This window comes from Lachnospira sp. CLA-JM-H23, from assembly GCF_040096425.1.
Taxonomy (GTDB): domain Bacteria; phylum Bacillota; class Clostridia; order Lachnospirales; family Lachnospiraceae; genus Lachnospira; species Lachnospira rogosae.
Window position 1 is genome coordinate 1 of record NZ_JBBMET010000010.1, and the last position, 16,495, is coordinate 16,495.

Below are 16,495 nucleotides of genomic sequence, written 5' to 3' on the forward strand. Positions count from 1 at the left end.
TTAAGGAAAGTACGAAAGTACTTGACAGGATACGGATGTATAAGATATATTTAATGTGCAGTTTTGAAGGAGCAATCTATTCCTTTAGATAGGGGTGTGGTGAAGTGGTATCATAGGGGTCTCCAAAACCTTTGGTGGGAGTTCGATTCTCTCCACCCCTGTTATAATTTTATATAAGTTAGAAGATAGTTTTTGCATTAGGAGATAATGTAAAAGCTTTTTTTATTTTAATTTAGTATCTTATGAAATAAAGTTTATCAGCTTATTGTCAAAGCAACTTATGCGATATGACTAAAAGATAAAGCTATTTATTAAACTTATGTAAATCATAATTATAAATATTGCGTCAGAAATAATATAATGTTATCATTAAGAAGATATGTATATAATCAATTATTATAGCATAATTAATAATATATTCAGGAGCGTATATGGTAGACAGCAGCTATTTTAAGAATAATAAGAACAATGGTAATAGAGCGGGCGGTAAGAATAACGGCAAATTAATGGACAGGTTAAAGCAGCATAAGTGGATACCACTTGTTGTAATTATAGTATTAGCACTTGCAATGATTGCAATTCAGTATTTTATGTTAGATGTACTTCAATATACAAGACAGATGGCAGAACAGCAGAAAGAGGGATTTATTAATATATATCCTATAATCAATAATTTGCTTTAAAGAACATTTAGCATTTTAAAATAGAAAAATTTAAAATGCTAAAATTTTAAAATATTCAAAGCTTAGAAGGTTATAATAAATAAGGTCTTAAAAGTCAAAATACGCAAATTCCCACCTAGAGATGGAGGAGAATTATGCAGTTTTTGATTTTTAAGACCTTATTTATTTGATTTTAATTGTTCCCCAATATTAAATTGTATGTGTTTAAGTTTACGAGTTATTAGAAATAGAAATTAAGACTTATAAGACAAGATAGATTTATAAGATAAGATAGATTTATAGGACAAAATAGACTTATAGGAAAATGTGACTTATAGGACAAAATGTGTTGATAGAAACCGTCCTCAGACCTTTAATTTCAATGGCTGAGGGCGGTTTAATCTTTTTTGAAATAACTTTGATGGTGGTTAAAATATATTGATAAAAAACTTATATTCAATTTCAAATAAAAGAGATAATTAACAAATGTAAGAAAATAGATAATACATATTGACTTTATAAATAATATGTATTACTATTTAGATAGATTTCTAATTAGATATTTTTCTAAATAGTATAAATTATAATTATAATACAGCACGGAATGGAACAATAATTAGACAAAGTTAGGAAGTGATATGTTTGGCATTTGCAGATACTTTTAAGGCATTATCTGATCCGGCAAGGAGGGATATTTTAGAGATGTTAAAGAATAAGCCTCTTTCGGCGGGAGAGATTGCTAAACAGTTCGATATGACACAAGCCACAGTATCATATCATTTGAAAGTATTAAAAAAGGCAGATTTAATAAGAGAAAATAGAAAAAAGAATTTTATTTACTATGAATTAAATCTCACAGTACTAGAGGAACTGATGATGTGGTTATCTGATTTAAAGAATAAAGAAAATTAGGAGGAAGAGTATCTATGAAAGATAATAATACTGATTATCAAAATGATAATAGCCGTAATAATTCTAATATAAGCCTTTCAATGGCAGTAATATCGGTTATCGCTACATTGCTACCAATTATTATAGGATTGGCGTTGTGGAATAAGCTTCCCGATGAATTGCCTGTTCATTGGGGAATTAAAGGCAATGTAGACAGATTGGCGACTAAGGCTGAGGGAATATTTATAATGCCTTGTCTGTGTGCAATTATCCAGATTGGTGTACTTATTAAATTATATATTGACCCAAGAAAAGAGCAGATTCATCATAAACCTGTACTTGTATCAATATGGATTGTTCCATTGATTACCATTTTAATTAATGTACTTATATATATAATAGCACTTGGTGGTAAAGTAAGTATGACAATGGCAGTATTTTTTATCATTGGTGTTATGTTTATAGGGCTTGGTAATTATATGCCAAAGTTGAAACAGAATTATACAATAGGAATTAAAGTTCCGTGGACATTAAATAGCGAAGAGAATTGGAATATGACACATAGAATGGCAGGTAAGCTATATGTTGTAGCAGGTGTTATTTCAATAATAATTGCATTGCTTAATAATGTATTAAGTGATGAAGTGACAATTATTATATTTATGGTTGTATTTCTTGTGACAGGCATAGGAAGTGTTGCTTATTCATTCTGGCTTTATAAGGTCAAGGGCCTTTAATAAATTGTATTATATCAAGATGTCCCCAGCCCTGCTGATTGGTGGCAAGATTGACTTTGTGACAGCATTTTTTAAGCCGTTGGCGGATTTCGTCAGGAGTATAATCGTGATTATTAAGAACACGGGCGATTGCACCGCTTACAATTGGTGCAGACATGGATGTTCCGCTTTTGGTGGAATATCCATTTTTTTTATTACTGCACGCTGTGATATTAGAGCCAGTGACAACAAGTTCGGGCTTAAGAATGCCATCAAGAGTAGGACCGCGGCCGGAATTAAATGTCTTATCATCAATAGAGCCAACGGTAATGACAAGGCGGCTTGTGCCGGGTGCGGTTATGCTGTGGGACTTTGGACCGCTATTACCGGCAGCGGCAACAACAATAATGCCTTCATTCCACATATTTTCCACATTTTTTATTAGTTCAGAAGTATTGGAGGGGTTGTGGGTAGTGCCAAAGGAAATATTTACTATTTTTATATTGTAAATATCTTTATTATTGATTATCCATTTAGTGCCTTTAATAACATTTTCTATATTGCCATTGCCGTTGGAGTCAAGCACCTTAACAGATACAATCTGGCTCATAGGGGCTATTCCTTTGAATCGGCCGTGACTTGCATAGCCATCGCCTGCGATTATGCCTGAAACGTGCGTGCCGTGACCGCTGTCATCATATGGAAATACTCTATTATTAATAAAATCTTTAAATGCGATTATCCGGTTTCCAAAATCTATATGCTTATATATGCCTGTATCAAGTACAGCAACACCTATATTATTATTCATATCTATCCTCAGTTATGCTCTATATAAATATTTTATTCATAATAATTGTGATTGGTGCGTTGATTATTGATGTCTTATATTTGCTTTTTGTATTAAAATCTTATATAATATTCAAATACATAATACATTTAAGTAATTGGAATTGCTTTTATCTGAGATTTTCGAGTAGAAAGTTTTTATGTAAGATTAAAGGCATTGATAATATGTATAATATTCGTGAAAAGTGAGAGGTTGCGTTATGGACAAGAAAAGAATTGTTGTTGCATTAGGAAGAAATGCTTTCGGAGAAACATTCCCAGAACAGCAGGCAAATGTTAAGAAAGCAGCTAAGGCTATTGCAGATTTAGTAGAAGCTAAGTATCAGATAGTAATTACACACAGCAATGGTCCTCAGGTTGGTATGATTCAGACAGCTATGACAGAATTTGCAAGACTCGAGCCAGAAGACAGGACTGTTGCTCCTATGTCAGTATGTGGTGCTATGAGTGAAGGCTATATAGGTTATGATTTACAGAATGCAATCAGGGAGGAGCTTCTTAACAGAGGTATCTATAAGACAGTTTCAACAATTATAACTCAGGTAAGAGTTGATCCTTTTGATATAGCATTTTCTGAGCCTTCTAAGATAATCGGAAGATATATGACTAAGGAAGAAGCTGAAGCAGAGGAAGAAAAGGGTAACTATGTAGTTGAAGAAGAACCAGGCAGGTTCAGAAGAATAATTGCAGCTCCAATGCCTATTGATATATATGAGATTGATGCTGTTAAGGCACTTCTTGATGCAGATCAGATTGTTATTGCTGCCGGTGGTGGTGGAATTCCAGTATTACAGCAAGGTTCACACCTTAAGGGTGCATCAGCTATTATAGAGAAGGATTACACAGCAGCTAAGCTTGCAGAACTTGTCGGAGCAGATACATTATTATTCCTTACAGCTTATGATAAGCTAACAATTGGCAAGGGAACAGCTGACGAGAAGGTATTTGACAATGTATCAGCAGCAGATCTTCACCAGTATATTAAAGCTGGACATTTCCCAGCTAAGACAACATTCCCTAAGGTAGATGCATCAATTAGATTTGTTGCAGCTGATTCAGACAGAAAGGCAGTTATTGCTAATCTTGAGCAGGCTAAAGAAGGCTTAGACGGAAAGGCAGGAACTACAATAACAGCTTAACTGGGTGACATATAATGGAACCTGCACAACAATAAGTGGTTCAATTACAACATATATTTGATGAATTACAACATCTCTCGATAATATATATAATTATGTGGTAGAATATGGTTATAATAATTATCAGGAGGTGTTGTTTTGCTTTTAATGGGGATGCAAAAGAAGAATTCAGATATGGATAGTCTGATGGAACATTTAGAATTTAAGGGTATTAATGTATTGAATGTATTTGAGGAAGGGAGGGTTAATAATCTGCTGTGGCAGATGAATACAAGAAAGAATAATGAACTGTTTATTAAGCACAGGTATGTTGTGTTATTTATATCATATGAAATGCTTAATGACATTAAAGGAGTATATTATCTGGAGCTTGTTAAGAAATTATCAGAACAGGGGAAGATTAAATTATATGTAGTCAACAACCATATTAAGATTAAGAATTTGCCCAAAAGAGGTGGCTGGCTTGAAAGTGTTATATGTGATTGTGAGGAGTGCGAGGACAATTATGAGATGAATTGTAAGATGTATCAGCTTGCTGATGATATTGTGTGTAATGTTGTCAATGATATATTCAATCAGAATACTTGCAATTAATCCCAATTCCATCTATAATTGTAATGTTTAACATTACTGGAGGTTATGATTAATGATTAGTGCAAACAATGTAACACTTCGTATAGGTAAAAAGGCCCTTTTTGAAGATGTAAATATTAAGTTTACAGAAGGTAACTGCTATGGTCTTATCGGTGCTAATGGTGCAGGTAAGTCAACATTTTTAAAAATACTTACTGGTCAGATTGAACCAAGTAAGGGAGATGTATCTATTACACCAGGTCAGAGATTATCATTCCTTGAACAGGACCACTTCAAGTATGATGAGTACACTGTATTAGATACTGTTATTATGGGTAACACACGCCTTTATGAAATAATGAAAGAAAAAGAAGCAATATATGCTAAAGAAGATTTCACAGAGGAAGATGGTAATAAGGCAAGTGAGCTTGAAGCAGAGTTCGCTGATATGAATGGCTGGGAAGCAGAATCAGATGCTGCACAGCTTCTTAACGGGCTTGGAATTACTACAGATCTTCATTATAAGCTTATGTCAGAACTTAATGGTAGTGAGAAGGTTAAGGTTCTTCTTGCTAAGGCTTTATTTGGTAATCCTGATATTCTTTTATTAGATGAGCCTACTAACCACCTTGATCTTGATGCTATTGCGTGGCTTGAAGAATTCCTTATTAATTTTGATAATACTGTTATCGTTGTATCACACGACAGATATTTCCTTAATAAGGTATGTACACAGATTGCAGATATTGATTATGCCAAAATTCAGCTTTATGCTGGTAACTATGATTTCTGGTATGAATCAAGCCAGCTTATTATTAAGCAGATGAAGGAAGCTAATAAGAAGAAGGAAGAAAAGATTAAGGAACTTCAGGATTTTATTCAGAGATTCTCAGCTAATGCGTCTAAGTCTAAGCAGGCTACTTCAAGAAAGAGAGCATTAGAGAAGATTGAACTTGATGAAATCAGACCATCAAGCAGAAAGTATCCTTATATAGATTTCAGACCAGCAAGAGAGATTGGTAATGAAGTACTTCAGGTTGAAGGTATTTCTAAGACAATTGATGGTGTTAAGGTGCTTGATAATATATCATTTATTGTTAATAAAGATGACAAGATTGCATTTGTTGGTTCTAATGAATTAGCAACTACAACTTTATTTAATATTCTTACAGGTAATATGGAGCCAGATGAGGGTTCATACAAATGGGGTGTAACAACTTCACAGGCATATTTCCCTAAGGATAGTGCGGCAGAGTTCAACAGAGAGGATACAATTGTTGAATGGCTTACACAGTATTCACCAGATCCAGATCCTACATATGTAAGAGGTTTCCTTGGACGTATGTTATTTGCTGGGGATGATGGTGTTAAGAAGGTTAAGGTACTTTCCGGTGGAGAGAAGGTTAGATGTCTTATATCCAAGATGATGATTATGGGTTCTAATGTACTTATATTTGATGACCCTACTAACCACCTTGATATGGAGTCTATTACAGCACTTAATAATGGACTGATTAAGTTCCCAGGTGTGGCACTTTTCACATCACACGATCATCAGTTCATTCAGACTACAGCTAACAGAATTATGGAAATCGTTCCATCAGGGCAGCTTATTGATAAGATTACAACTTACGATGAGTATCTTGAGAGCGATGAGATGGCAAGAAAACGTCAGGGATTTGCAGAAGCTGCAAGTGATGATGAAGATTAATTATTAATGCTTAGGATGGGGTTGTCACGAATGTGGCATCCCCATATATTAGTATTAGTCAGGTGTTGATAGCATATGTATACAATGTAAGTGTGTATACACAAGTTGTCACTACCTAATTTTAATAGTAGTATATGGAGGAGTTAGATATATGGCTTCAGGCAGAAGTAAGAGTACAGGCAAGAAGACCAGCAGTACCAAAAGAAAGACAACGTCTAACAGCAAATCAGGTAAAACTTCATATTCAGGAAATAGCAATACAACTAAGAAAAGCTCTAATTCCAAAGGAAATGGCACGAAAAGCTCTAATACAAGGAGTTCTGGTTCCAGAAGCTCATCTTCAAGGAATACAGGAAGCAATTCATCGCAGGTGAATAACCAGCTAAGGGATGAGATAGTTCTTTTAATAGCTTTAGCGTGTACAATTATCCTCCTGCTCAGTAATTTTAATATGGCAGGAATTGTTGGGCGTTCAATTAAATGGTTTATGTTTGGACTATTTGGAATTGCTGCTTATATAGTTCCGGTAATTATAGCTGTAAGTATTATGTTTATGCTTGCCAATAAAGATATTATCGGAGTTATGAAGATTAAAGCAGCTATGGCATATGTATTGTCGGTTATTGCGGCAGCTTTGTGGCAGAGAGTTACTAATGTGCCGGATATAAAAGAGCCGGTTGGTACATATTTTACATATTGTTCAGAGTATAAGACTGGAGGCGGCCTGTTTGGAGGGATATTATGTAAGATGTTAAATCCACTGGGTATGGCAGGTTCTTTAGTTATACTTATAATTCTTGCTATTATCTGTATAATTGTTATTACAGAGAAATCATTTATCAAAGGTATCCGTAATAGCGGAGAGAGGATAGTAAGTGAGGCAAGAAAAGATTATTCAGAATATAAGGAACATTCCAATCGTGTAAGAATGGCACAGAAAGAAGCAAGAGAAGAAGCCTCTGCTAATGCACGTATGAATAATGTTGTTAGGGGTGTTACTAATGACCTTACAATATATGATGATAACAGGAATGAAGGTTCAGATATAGATATAACAGAGATAGAGGCCGTGGATAATGAAGATGATATGTATAGTGATGATATATATGATCCGTTGATTACACCTATGCCTCGTATAAGCAGAGAGCCAGTATGGGAGCTGCATACAGATAGTGCATCAGAAGAAAATGAAAGCGAACATCGGGACGAGATGGTTGATTTGGACGAGTCATATGACATACCTGATAAAGATGATAATATGTCAGAAGATGTATCAGATATGACTGATATATCAGGTATGGCTAATGTAACAGATATGACTGATATATCAGGTGTGGCTAATATATCAGGTATGGCTAATGTATCAGATATGACTAATACATCAGATACGGATAATACGTCAGATGTGTCTAATCCATCTGAGACAGAGGATATGCAGGTTAAAGAAAATACAGCTGATTCATCGGCTGAAAGTTCTAAGCAGTATAAGTTCCCGCCAGTCAGCCTGCTTAACCGCAATACTAATTCGAAAGCTTCTAATCTTGAGCGTGAGAACAGGGATACAGCAATCACATTAAAGCAGACATTGCAGAACTTTGGTGTTAAGGTCGATATTACAGATATAAGCTGCGGACCATCAGTAACAAGATACGAATTAAAGCCTGAGCTTGGTGTTAAGGTAAGCAGGATAGTATCTTTAGCAGATGATATTAAGTTAAGCCTTGCGGCAGCAGATATAAGAATAGAAGCACCTATTCCAGGCAAATCAGCCATAGGAATAGAAGTTCCTAATAAAGAGGCAGGCAGTGTATTCTTAAGAGAGCTAATAGAAACTGATACATTTAAGAATACTTCGTCAAAGATTGCATTTGCAGCAGGTAAGGATATAGCAGGAAAGACCATTGTTGCAGATATAGCAAGAATGCCTCACCTTCTTATTGCAGGAGCTACTGGTTCAGGTAAATCAGTATGTATTAACACAATTATAATGAGTATTTTATATAAGGCACGCCCTGATGAAGTAAAGCTTATTATGGTTGACCCTAAGGTTGTTGAGTTAAGCATATATAATGGAATACCACATTTGCTGCTTCCGGTTGTGACAGAGCCTAAGAAGGCGGCAGGTGCTCTTAACTGGGCAGTCAATGAGATGAATACAAGATATAAGAAGTTTGCAGGTGTTGGTGCACGTAATCTTAAGGGCTATAATGACATAGCTGCAAAGATGGAATTCAAAGAAGGTGAAATTCCTGTTGAAAAGCTGCCAGAGATAGTTATAATTATTGATGAGCTTGCAGATCTTATGATGGTAGCACCAGGAGAGGTCGAAGATGCAATATGCAGGCTTGCACAGCTTGCAAGAGCGGCAGGTATCCATATGGTTATAGCAACACAGCGTCCATCGGTTAATGTAATAACTGGACTTATTAAGGCAAATGTACCGTCAAGAATAGCATTTTCCGTGTCATCGGGTGTTGACTCAAGAACTATACTTGATATGAATGGTGCAGAAAAGCTGTTAGGTAAAGGCGATATGTTATACTTCCCATCTAATATACCTAAGCCAATCAGAGTTCAGGGAGCATTTGTGTCAGATGAAGAAGTGTCAAAGGTTGTTCAGTTCCTTAAAGATAATATGTCAGGCGAGGTTAATTACGATGAGAGCATAACGGAGACTGCCATAGCTTCAAAAGCCGGTGGACAGGCAGCAGAACAGCAGGATGACAGAGATTCATTATTTGCAGATGCAGGACGTTTTGTTATTGAGAAAGAGAGAGGTTCAATTGGAATGTTACAAAGACAGTTTAAGATTGGCTTCAACAGGGCAGGACGAATAATGGACCAGTTAGCAGATGCCGGTGTTGTAGGACCAGAGATTGGCACTAAGCCAAGGAAGGTGCTTATGACAGCAGAGGAATTTGAAGAATTTATTAAAAATATATAATGAATATATGTACAAAATAGATTATATATGATATATGTAGTAGCATAAGTATCATAGTCAGGGCATTAGTCCTGTCATTATAATTACGCTGCGGGAAAGGATGAAATTATGGAAATTAAGAGCGATATTCAGATAGCACAGGAAGCACATTTAGAGAATATTAAAGATGTTGCGGCAAAGGTTGGAGTAACAGAAGACGAACTTGAAATGTATGGAAAGTATAAGGCTAAGTTATCAGATGAGCTTATCCACAGAGTAGAGAATAACGAAGATGGAAAGCTTGTTCTTATTACAGCTATCAATCCAACTCCGGCAGGTGAGGGAAAGACTACAATAAGTCTTGGACTCACAGAAGCACTTAACCAGAAAGGAATAAGTGCAATTGCTGCATTAAGAGAACCATCATTAGGACCTTGCTTTGGCATAAAGGGAGGAGCTGCCGGCGGCGGATACGCACAGGCTGTTCCTATGGAAGATCTTAATTTGCATTTTACTGGTGATTTCCACGCGATAACATCAGCTAACAACCTTCTTGCAGCAATGCTTGATAATCATATACATCAGGGTAATGCTCTTGGAATAGATACTAAGAGGATTGTATGGAAGAGATGTATGGATATGAATGATAGAACTCTTAGGAATATCGTAATCGGACTTGGTGACAAGCCTAATGGTGTTACAAGAGAAGATCATTTTATAATTACAGTAGCCTCAGAGATTATGGCTATACTCTGTCTTGCTGAGGATATGAAAGATTTAAAGGAAAGAATTGACAAGATAATTGTTGCATATAATTATGCAGGAGATCCTGTTACAGCCAAGGATTTAAAGGCAACAGGAGCTATGGCAGCTTTATTAAAAGATGCAATAAAGCCTAATATGATTCAGACACTAGAGAATACACCTGTGCTTGTACACGGTGGACCATTTGCCAATATTGCACACGGATGTAATTCTGTAAGAGCAACAAAGCTTGCTTTAAAGCTGGCAGATATTGCTGTTACTGAGGCTGGTTTCGGTGCAGATCTTGGAGCTGAGAAGTTCTTTGATATTAAGTGCAGAAAGGCTGGACTTAAGCCTGATGCAGTTGTTATTGTAGCTACTGTTAAGGCATTAAAATACAATGGTGGAGTTCCTAAGCAGGAATTATCAAAGCCAGATATGGAAGCTTTAAAGAATGGTATAGTAAACCTTGATAAACATATTGAGAATATTCACAAGTATGGTGTACCTGTAGTTGTTACACTCAACTCATTTGTGACAGATACAGAGGAAGAATATGAATTCATAAAGAAGCACTGTGAAGAATTAGGCTGTGAATTTGCATTATCTAATGTATGGGCAGACGGCGGAGCAGGCGGAATAGAACTTGCAGATAAGGTGCTTGCTTCATTTGATAAGAAGAGCAATTTTAAGCCTTTATATGAAGATGAACTTCCATTAGAGGATAAGATTATGACAATAGCTAAAGAAATATATGGAGCAGATGGTGTTACATATGATTCTAAGGCTAAGAAGGAACTTGACCATATTACACAGATGGGCTTTGGAAATCTTCCTGTATGTATGGCTAAGACACAGTATTCTTTGTCTGATGATGCATCTAAGTTAGGAAGACCAGAAGGTTTTACAATTAATATTAGAGAAGTGTATGTTGATGCTGGTGCAGGCTTTGTTGTAGCACTTACAGGAAAAGTTCTTACTATGCCAGGACTTCCTAAAGTGCCAGCGGCAGAAGGCATTGATTATGATGAAGAGAATGAGAAGATAACAGGATTATTCTAGGTGTCTTGAAAAGAAAGGAGCAGTTATGCAGTTAAAAGATATTTTGGATATATGCAGAGCTAATGAAGTAGAACATTTTGAATATACAGTTGTTAATGGTGATATTAATACAACTGTTACAGGTATTGCTTCTGACTCAAGAAAAGTAACAGACGGAGGTATCTTTGTCTGCATAGTTGGTTCGGTAAGCGATGGACATAAATATATAGAGCAGGTTAAGGATAAGGCGGCTGTAATAGTTGTACAGAAGGGATCACAGTATAATACAGAGAAGATACCGGCAGCAGTTATAGAATGTGATAATACAAGACTTGCCCTTGCACTTATGTCAGCAGCATTTTACGGCAATCCTGATAAGAAGTTGTTTACAATTGGAATTACAGGAACTAAGGGTAAGACAACTACAACTTATATGATAAAGAATGTTCTTTGTGCGTGTGGAATAAAGACAGGTCTTATCGGAACTATCGAGACAGTTATAGGAGATGAGGCTGTTCCGTCCTGCAATACAACACCTGAGTCAATACAGATTCATAAAACCTTCAGGAAAATGGTTGATGAGGGATGTAAGGCAGTAGTTATGGAGGTATCCTCACAGGGCTTAAAGCTTGACAGAACTGCAGGTATTGTATTTGACATCGGAGTATTTACTAATCTTGAGCCTGATCATATCGGTCCTAATGAGCACGCTTCATTTGAGGAGTACCTTGAATGTAAGGCTAAGCTTTTTAAGCAGTGCAAGACAGGAATAGTCAATGCAGATGATAAGCATACAGCTGATATATTAAGAGACTCTGTATGCAGTGTTGAGAAGTATGGCATATCAGAAGATGCAGACATAAAGGCAAGTGATATCAAGTTGTTCCATGAGAGAGGAAAGATAGGTCTTACTTATAAGTGTAGTGGTCTTGTCAATATGGATGTGGAACTTTCACTTCCGGGAATGTTCTCAGTATATAATTCATTGTGTGCAATAGCTGTTACAAGACATTTTAATGTGGATAATGCTATTGTTGAAAATGTATTGAAAGATGTAAAGGTTAAAGGAAGAATAGAGCTTGTTCCAGTATCTGATAAGTTTACTCTTATGATTGATTATGCTCATAATGCGATGTCCTTAGAGAGTATTTTAAAGACACTTAAAGAGTACAATCCACATAGACTTGTATGCCTGTTTGGCTGTGGTGGCAACCGCTCTAAAGAGAGAAGATTTGAGATGGGTGAAGTGTCTGGAAGATTAGCAGACCTTACGATTATAACATCTGATAATCCAAGATTTGAAGAGCCTCTTGCTATTATGGAAGATATTAAGACTGGAATTAACAGGACTACAGGTAAGCATATTGATATTGCAGACAGAAAAGAAGCTATTAAATATGCTATTGAGAATGGTGAACCTGGAGATATTATCGTGCTTGCAGGTAAGGGACACGAAGATTATCAGGAGATAAAAGGCGTTAAATATCCTATGGACGAACGTGTTCTTATATCAGAAGTTCTTGAAGAATTAAAGGAGAAAAATGTACGCTGATATAATAATAGATATTTCACACGAACAGCTTGATAAGACATTCCAATATGCTGTGCCTGATGATATGGATGGTAGTGTTGATATCGGAACATCTGTAAGAGTGCCTTTTGGAAAAGGTAACAGAATTATAACAGGATATGTAATTGGTTTAACTGATAAGCCATCATATCCTGTTGATAAGATAAAGAGCATTGACAGTGTTGTTACAGGAAAAGTAAATGTCGCTAAAAGTATGATAAAGCTTGCAGCGTGGCTGAAACGGCATTATGGCTGTACTATGAATCAGGCATTAAAGACGGTTATTCCTGTTAAGGACGAGGTCGGACATAAGCAGAAAAAGTCTGTCTGCCTTTTGGTTGATACTAAAAAGGCACAAGAACTTATAAGCATATATGAGAAAAAAGCGAAAGCTAAGTACAGGCTTATGTGTGCACTTATTGATGAACCTGTTATTGATATGGAGATAGTAAAAGACAAGCTTAATATTTCGCCAGCAACAGTAAAGGCACTTGAAGCAGACGGAATTATAAATGTCAAGGTTGAAAGTTACTATAGAAATCCTGTGTCTGATAAGCACATTTTTAATAAAAAGGTTGTGCTTAACGAGGAACAGCAAAGAGCCGTTGATACAATAGTGGAGGATTATGATAATAGAGCGTTCAATACATATCTTATACGAGGAGTAACCGGAAGCGGAAAGACAGAAGTGTATCTTGATGTTATTGAACATACTATTAATTCCGGACGGCAGGTTATAATGCTTATACCTGAGATAGCACTTACATTTCAGACTGTTCAGAGATTTTATCACAGATTTGGGGATAAAGTGTCTATTATTAATTCAAGAATGTCAAAAGGTGAGAGATATGACCAGTTCGTAAGAGCACTTAAAGGTGAAATAAGTATTATGATAGGTCCAAGATCGGCATTGTTTACACAGTTTCCTAATCTTGGACTTATTGTTATAGATGAGGAACACGAGGGTGCGTATATATCAGAGCAAGTCCCAAGATATCACGCCAAAGACCTTGCAATACATATTGCAAAGGAGGCGGGAGCTTCTGTTATACTAGGCTCTGCAACACCATCAATTGACAGCTATTACAGGGCAGAAGCAGGCGAGTATAAGCTTATAGAGCTTAATAACAGGGCAGGAGAGGCAAGCCTGCCACAGGTATATATAGCTGATATGAGACAGGAGTTAAAGACAGGTAACAGGACAATATTTTCAAGAAAGCTGTATGAGCTTATCAGTGACAGGCTTAATAAACACGAACAGATAATGCTGTTTCTTAATAAAAGGGGAACTGCCGGATTTGTTTCGTGCAGGTCGTGCGGCTATGTTATGAAATGTCCGCATTGTGATGTATCTATGACACTTCACAGGAATGGAAAGCTTGTATGTCATTATTGTGGATACGAGACTCATAATGTATCATTATGCCCTGAATGTGGTTCTAAGTATATCCTTGGCTTTAAGGCAGGAACAGAGGCTGTAGAGGATGCAGTTAAGAAGATGTTTCCTGCGGCAAGGGTATTAAGAATGGATATGGATACAACCAAAGGCAAAGGCGGACACGAGAATATATTAAGTGCATTTGCGACAGAACAGGCAGATATACTTATAGGCACGCAGATGATAGTAAAGGGACACGATTTCCCAAAGGTTACTCTTGTCGGAGTCGTGGCGGCAGATATATCCTTGTATGCAAGTGATTATAAGGCTGTTGAGCGTACATTCCAGCTTATAACACAGGCGGCAGGAAGAGCTGGACGAGGAGAAAGAAAGGGTGAAGTTGTAATACAGACATATTCACCTGATAATTATGGCTTGTTATGTGCGGCGGAGCAGAATTATAAGAGTTTTTATGAGCAGGAAATGTCTTACAGGAAGCTGCTTTCATATCCACCTGTTAATAATATGGTAAAGATTAACATAAGCAGTATTAATGAGAAGCTGTTATCAGAGCGTGCAGGAAATATTAAAGCTTTGATACAGCAGTATATTCAGGATAACAATACTGTTAAAGATGACAAGATTATAGTACTTGGTCCATCAAATGCTTCTATATACAAGATTAAAGATATATACACGAAGCAGATATATTTAAGAAGTTCAAGCTTTAAAGCACTTGAACTAATTATGGATATGCTGGATAATAATATTAATGGCAGTTCAGATTACAAGAATATTAACATTGCATATGATGTTAATTAAACATACGCATATGTTATTTGATTATGGAGGAAGTTATGGCAATCAGAAATATAAGAACATTAGGTGATGAGATATTAAGAAAAGAAGCAAAAGAAATAACTGAGATGACACCTAGAATACAGGAACTTATTGATGATATGTTTGAAACAATGTATGAGGCTAATGGAGTTGGACTTGCAGCTCCACAGGTAGGAATAAGAAAGAGATTAGTAGTAATTGACTGTGGTGATGATCCAATAGTGCTTATTAACCCTGTAGTTCTTGAGACAAGTGGTTCACAGACAGGACAGGAGGGCTGTCTTAGTGTTCCGGGTAAGGTTGGTATCGTGACAAGACCATCTTATGCCAAGGTTAAGGCACTTAATGAAGATATGGAAGAGATTATCGTTGAGGGTGAAGAACTTCTTGCAAGATGTCTTTTACACGAGATTGATCATCTTGACGGAGTAATGTATGTTGATAAGGCAGAAGGTCCACTTATGGAAACTGAAACGGAGGAAGATTAATATTGAAGGTTGTATTTATGGGAACTCCTGACTTTGCAGTTGGGACGTTAAAGGAACTTATTGATAACCAGTATGATGTAGTGGCTGTTGTGACACAGCCGGACAAGCCAAAGGGAAGAAGCAAGGAGCTTGTATTTTCACCTGTTAAGGAAGAAGCTGTTAAGAATAATATACAGGTTCTTCAGCCAGAAAGAGCAAGAGATGAAGCATTTGTTGAAGAATTAAGAAAATATAATGCTGATGTGTTTGTTGTTGTTGCATTTGGACAGCTATTGCCTAAGAGTATTATTGATATGCCACGTCTTGGATGTATTAATGTACACGCTTCACTGCTTCCTAAGTACAGGGGTGCCTCTCCAATCCAGTGGGCAGTAATAGACGGATGTGAGTATTCCGGTGTTACGACTATGAAGATGGATGAGGGGCTTGATACAGGAGATATTCTTTTGGTAGATAAGGTTAAACTTGATAAGAAAGAGACAGGCGGAAGCCTTTTTGACAGATTAAGCATAGTTGGTGCTAAGCTTCTTATTAAGACACTTGAAGGACTTGAGACTGGAAGCATTATACCAGAAAAGCAGAACGAAGCTGAAAGCTCATATGTCAAAATGCTTAAAAAGTCAATGGGAGAGCTTGATTTTACTAAGAGTGCCAGACAGATTGAGTGCCTTATAAGAGGACTTAATCCCTGGCCAAGTGCATTTACACATCTTAATGGCAAAATGTTAAAAATATGGGATGCAGATGTTGTGAATGACAGTGATGATATTATAAATAACAATAATGTTTCAAAGGAATGTGAAGCTGGAACAGTATGTTATGTAGATAAGAAGACATTTATTATAAAATGCGGAAAAGATTATCTTAAGGTTAATGAACTTCAGCTTGAGGGTAAGAAGAGAATGTCAACAGATGCCTTTCTTCTTGGAAGCCACGTTGAAGAAGGGACTGCATTAGGGTAATTAGTTAT

At 36.4% G+C, this 16,495-nt stretch carries 13 protein-coding genes and 1 tRNA gene; 13 read left to right on the forward strand and 1 reads right to left on the reverse strand.

Features of this window, described 5'->3' with window-relative positions:
- The first annotated feature begins 90 nt into the window (after positions 1-90).
- The 4 genes from WMO42_RS12185 (at position 91) to WMO42_RS12200 (ending at position 2,290) form a co-directional block, all read left to right on the forward strand.
- Positions 91-161 (forward strand) — tRNA-Trp (locus WMO42_RS12185).
- Positions 162-431: 270 nt separating this feature from the next.
- Positions 432-683: a hypothetical protein gene (locus tag WMO42_RS12190; RefSeq protein WP_022501416.1), complete on the forward strand. Its 252-nt coding sequence runs from the start codon at positions 432-434 to the stop codon at positions 681-683.
- A gap of 621 nt (positions 684-1,304) precedes the next feature.
- Positions 1,305-1,574, forward strand: coding sequence for an autorepressor SdpR family transcription factor (locus WMO42_RS12195; RefSeq protein ID WP_022501415.1), 270 nt, complete (start codon positions 1,305-1,307; stop codon positions 1,572-1,574).
- A 14-nt stretch (positions 1,575-1,588) separates the two neighbouring features.
- Positions 1,589-2,290, forward strand: a complete 702-nt coding sequence (locus tag WMO42_RS12200) for an SdpI family protein (protein ID WP_349192394.1) — start codon at positions 1,589-1,591, stop codon at positions 2,288-2,290.
- On the opposite strand, the gene WMO42_RS12205 is transcribed toward WMO42_RS12200, so the two are convergent.
- Complete coding sequence (locus WMO42_RS12205) at positions 2,277-3,080, reverse strand: S8 family peptidase (protein WP_349192395.1); 804 nt, start codon at positions 3,078-3,080, stop codon at positions 2,277-2,279. The genes WMO42_RS12200 and WMO42_RS12205 overlap by 14 nt on opposite strands.
- A gap of 238 nt (positions 3,081-3,318) precedes the next feature.
- On the opposite strand from WMO42_RS12205, the gene arcC reads away from it, so the two are divergent.
- The 9 genes from arcC to fmt all read left to right on the forward strand — a co-directional run bounded on the left by arcC (position 3,319) and on the right by fmt (position 16,487).
- The gene (arcC, locus tag WMO42_RS12210) at positions 3,319-4,257 is read left to right on the forward strand and encodes a carbamate kinase (protein WP_055307061.1); all 939 of its coding nucleotides are present in this window, start codon (positions 3,319-3,321) and stop codon (positions 4,255-4,257) included.
- A 138-nt stretch (positions 4,258-4,395) separates the two neighbouring features.
- Positions 4,396-4,851: a hypothetical protein gene (locus tag WMO42_RS12215; protein ID WP_147581263.1), complete on the forward strand. Its 456-nt coding sequence runs from the start codon at positions 4,396-4,398 to the stop codon at positions 4,849-4,851.
- Between the two features lie 52 nt (positions 4,852-4,903).
- Positions 4,904-6,541 (forward strand): ATP-binding cassette domain-containing protein, encoded by a 1,638-nt coding sequence (locus WMO42_RS12220; protein ID WP_055174348.1) that lies wholly within the window; start codon positions 4,904-4,906, stop codon positions 6,539-6,541.
- Positions 6,542-6,692: 151 nt separating this feature from the next.
- Positions 6,693-9,485 carry a DNA translocase FtsK gene (locus tag WMO42_RS12225; RefSeq protein WP_349192396.1) on the forward strand — a complete coding sequence of 931 codons (2,793 nt, stop codon included), beginning with the start codon at positions 6,693-6,695 and terminating at the stop codon, positions 9,483-9,485.
- Positions 9,486-9,599: 114 nt separating this feature from the next.
- On the forward strand, positions 9,600-11,270 hold the full coding sequence (locus tag WMO42_RS12230; protein WP_055174998.1) for a formate--tetrahydrofolate ligase: 1,671 nt from the start codon (positions 9,600-9,602) through the stop codon (positions 11,268-11,270).
- A gap of 25 nt (positions 11,271-11,295) precedes the next feature.
- Positions 11,296-12,801 carry a UDP-N-acetylmuramoyl-L-alanyl-D-glutamate--2,6-diaminopimelate ligase gene (locus tag WMO42_RS12235; protein ID WP_022501407.1) on the forward strand — a complete coding sequence of 502 codons (1,506 nt, stop codon included), beginning with the start codon at positions 11,296-11,298 and terminating at the stop codon, positions 12,799-12,801.
- Positions 12,791-15,019, forward strand: a complete 2,229-nt coding sequence (gene priA / locus WMO42_RS12240; protein WP_349192397.1) for a primosomal protein N' — start codon at positions 12,791-12,793, stop codon at positions 15,017-15,019. The genes WMO42_RS12235 and priA overlap by 11 nt, the downstream gene beginning before the upstream one ends.
- Before the next feature lie 35 nt (positions 15,020-15,054).
- Positions 15,055-15,525: a peptide deformylase gene (def, locus tag WMO42_RS12245; RefSeq protein ID WP_022501405.1), complete on the forward strand. Its 471-nt coding sequence runs from the start codon at positions 15,055-15,057 to the stop codon at positions 15,523-15,525.
- A gap of 2 nt (positions 15,526-15,527) precedes the next feature.
- Entirely contained in the window at positions 15,528-16,487 is a 960-nt protein-coding gene (gene fmt, locus WMO42_RS12250; protein WP_055174350.1) for a methionyl-tRNA formyltransferase, read from the forward strand.
- Positions 16,488-16,495 lie beyond the last annotated feature (8 nt).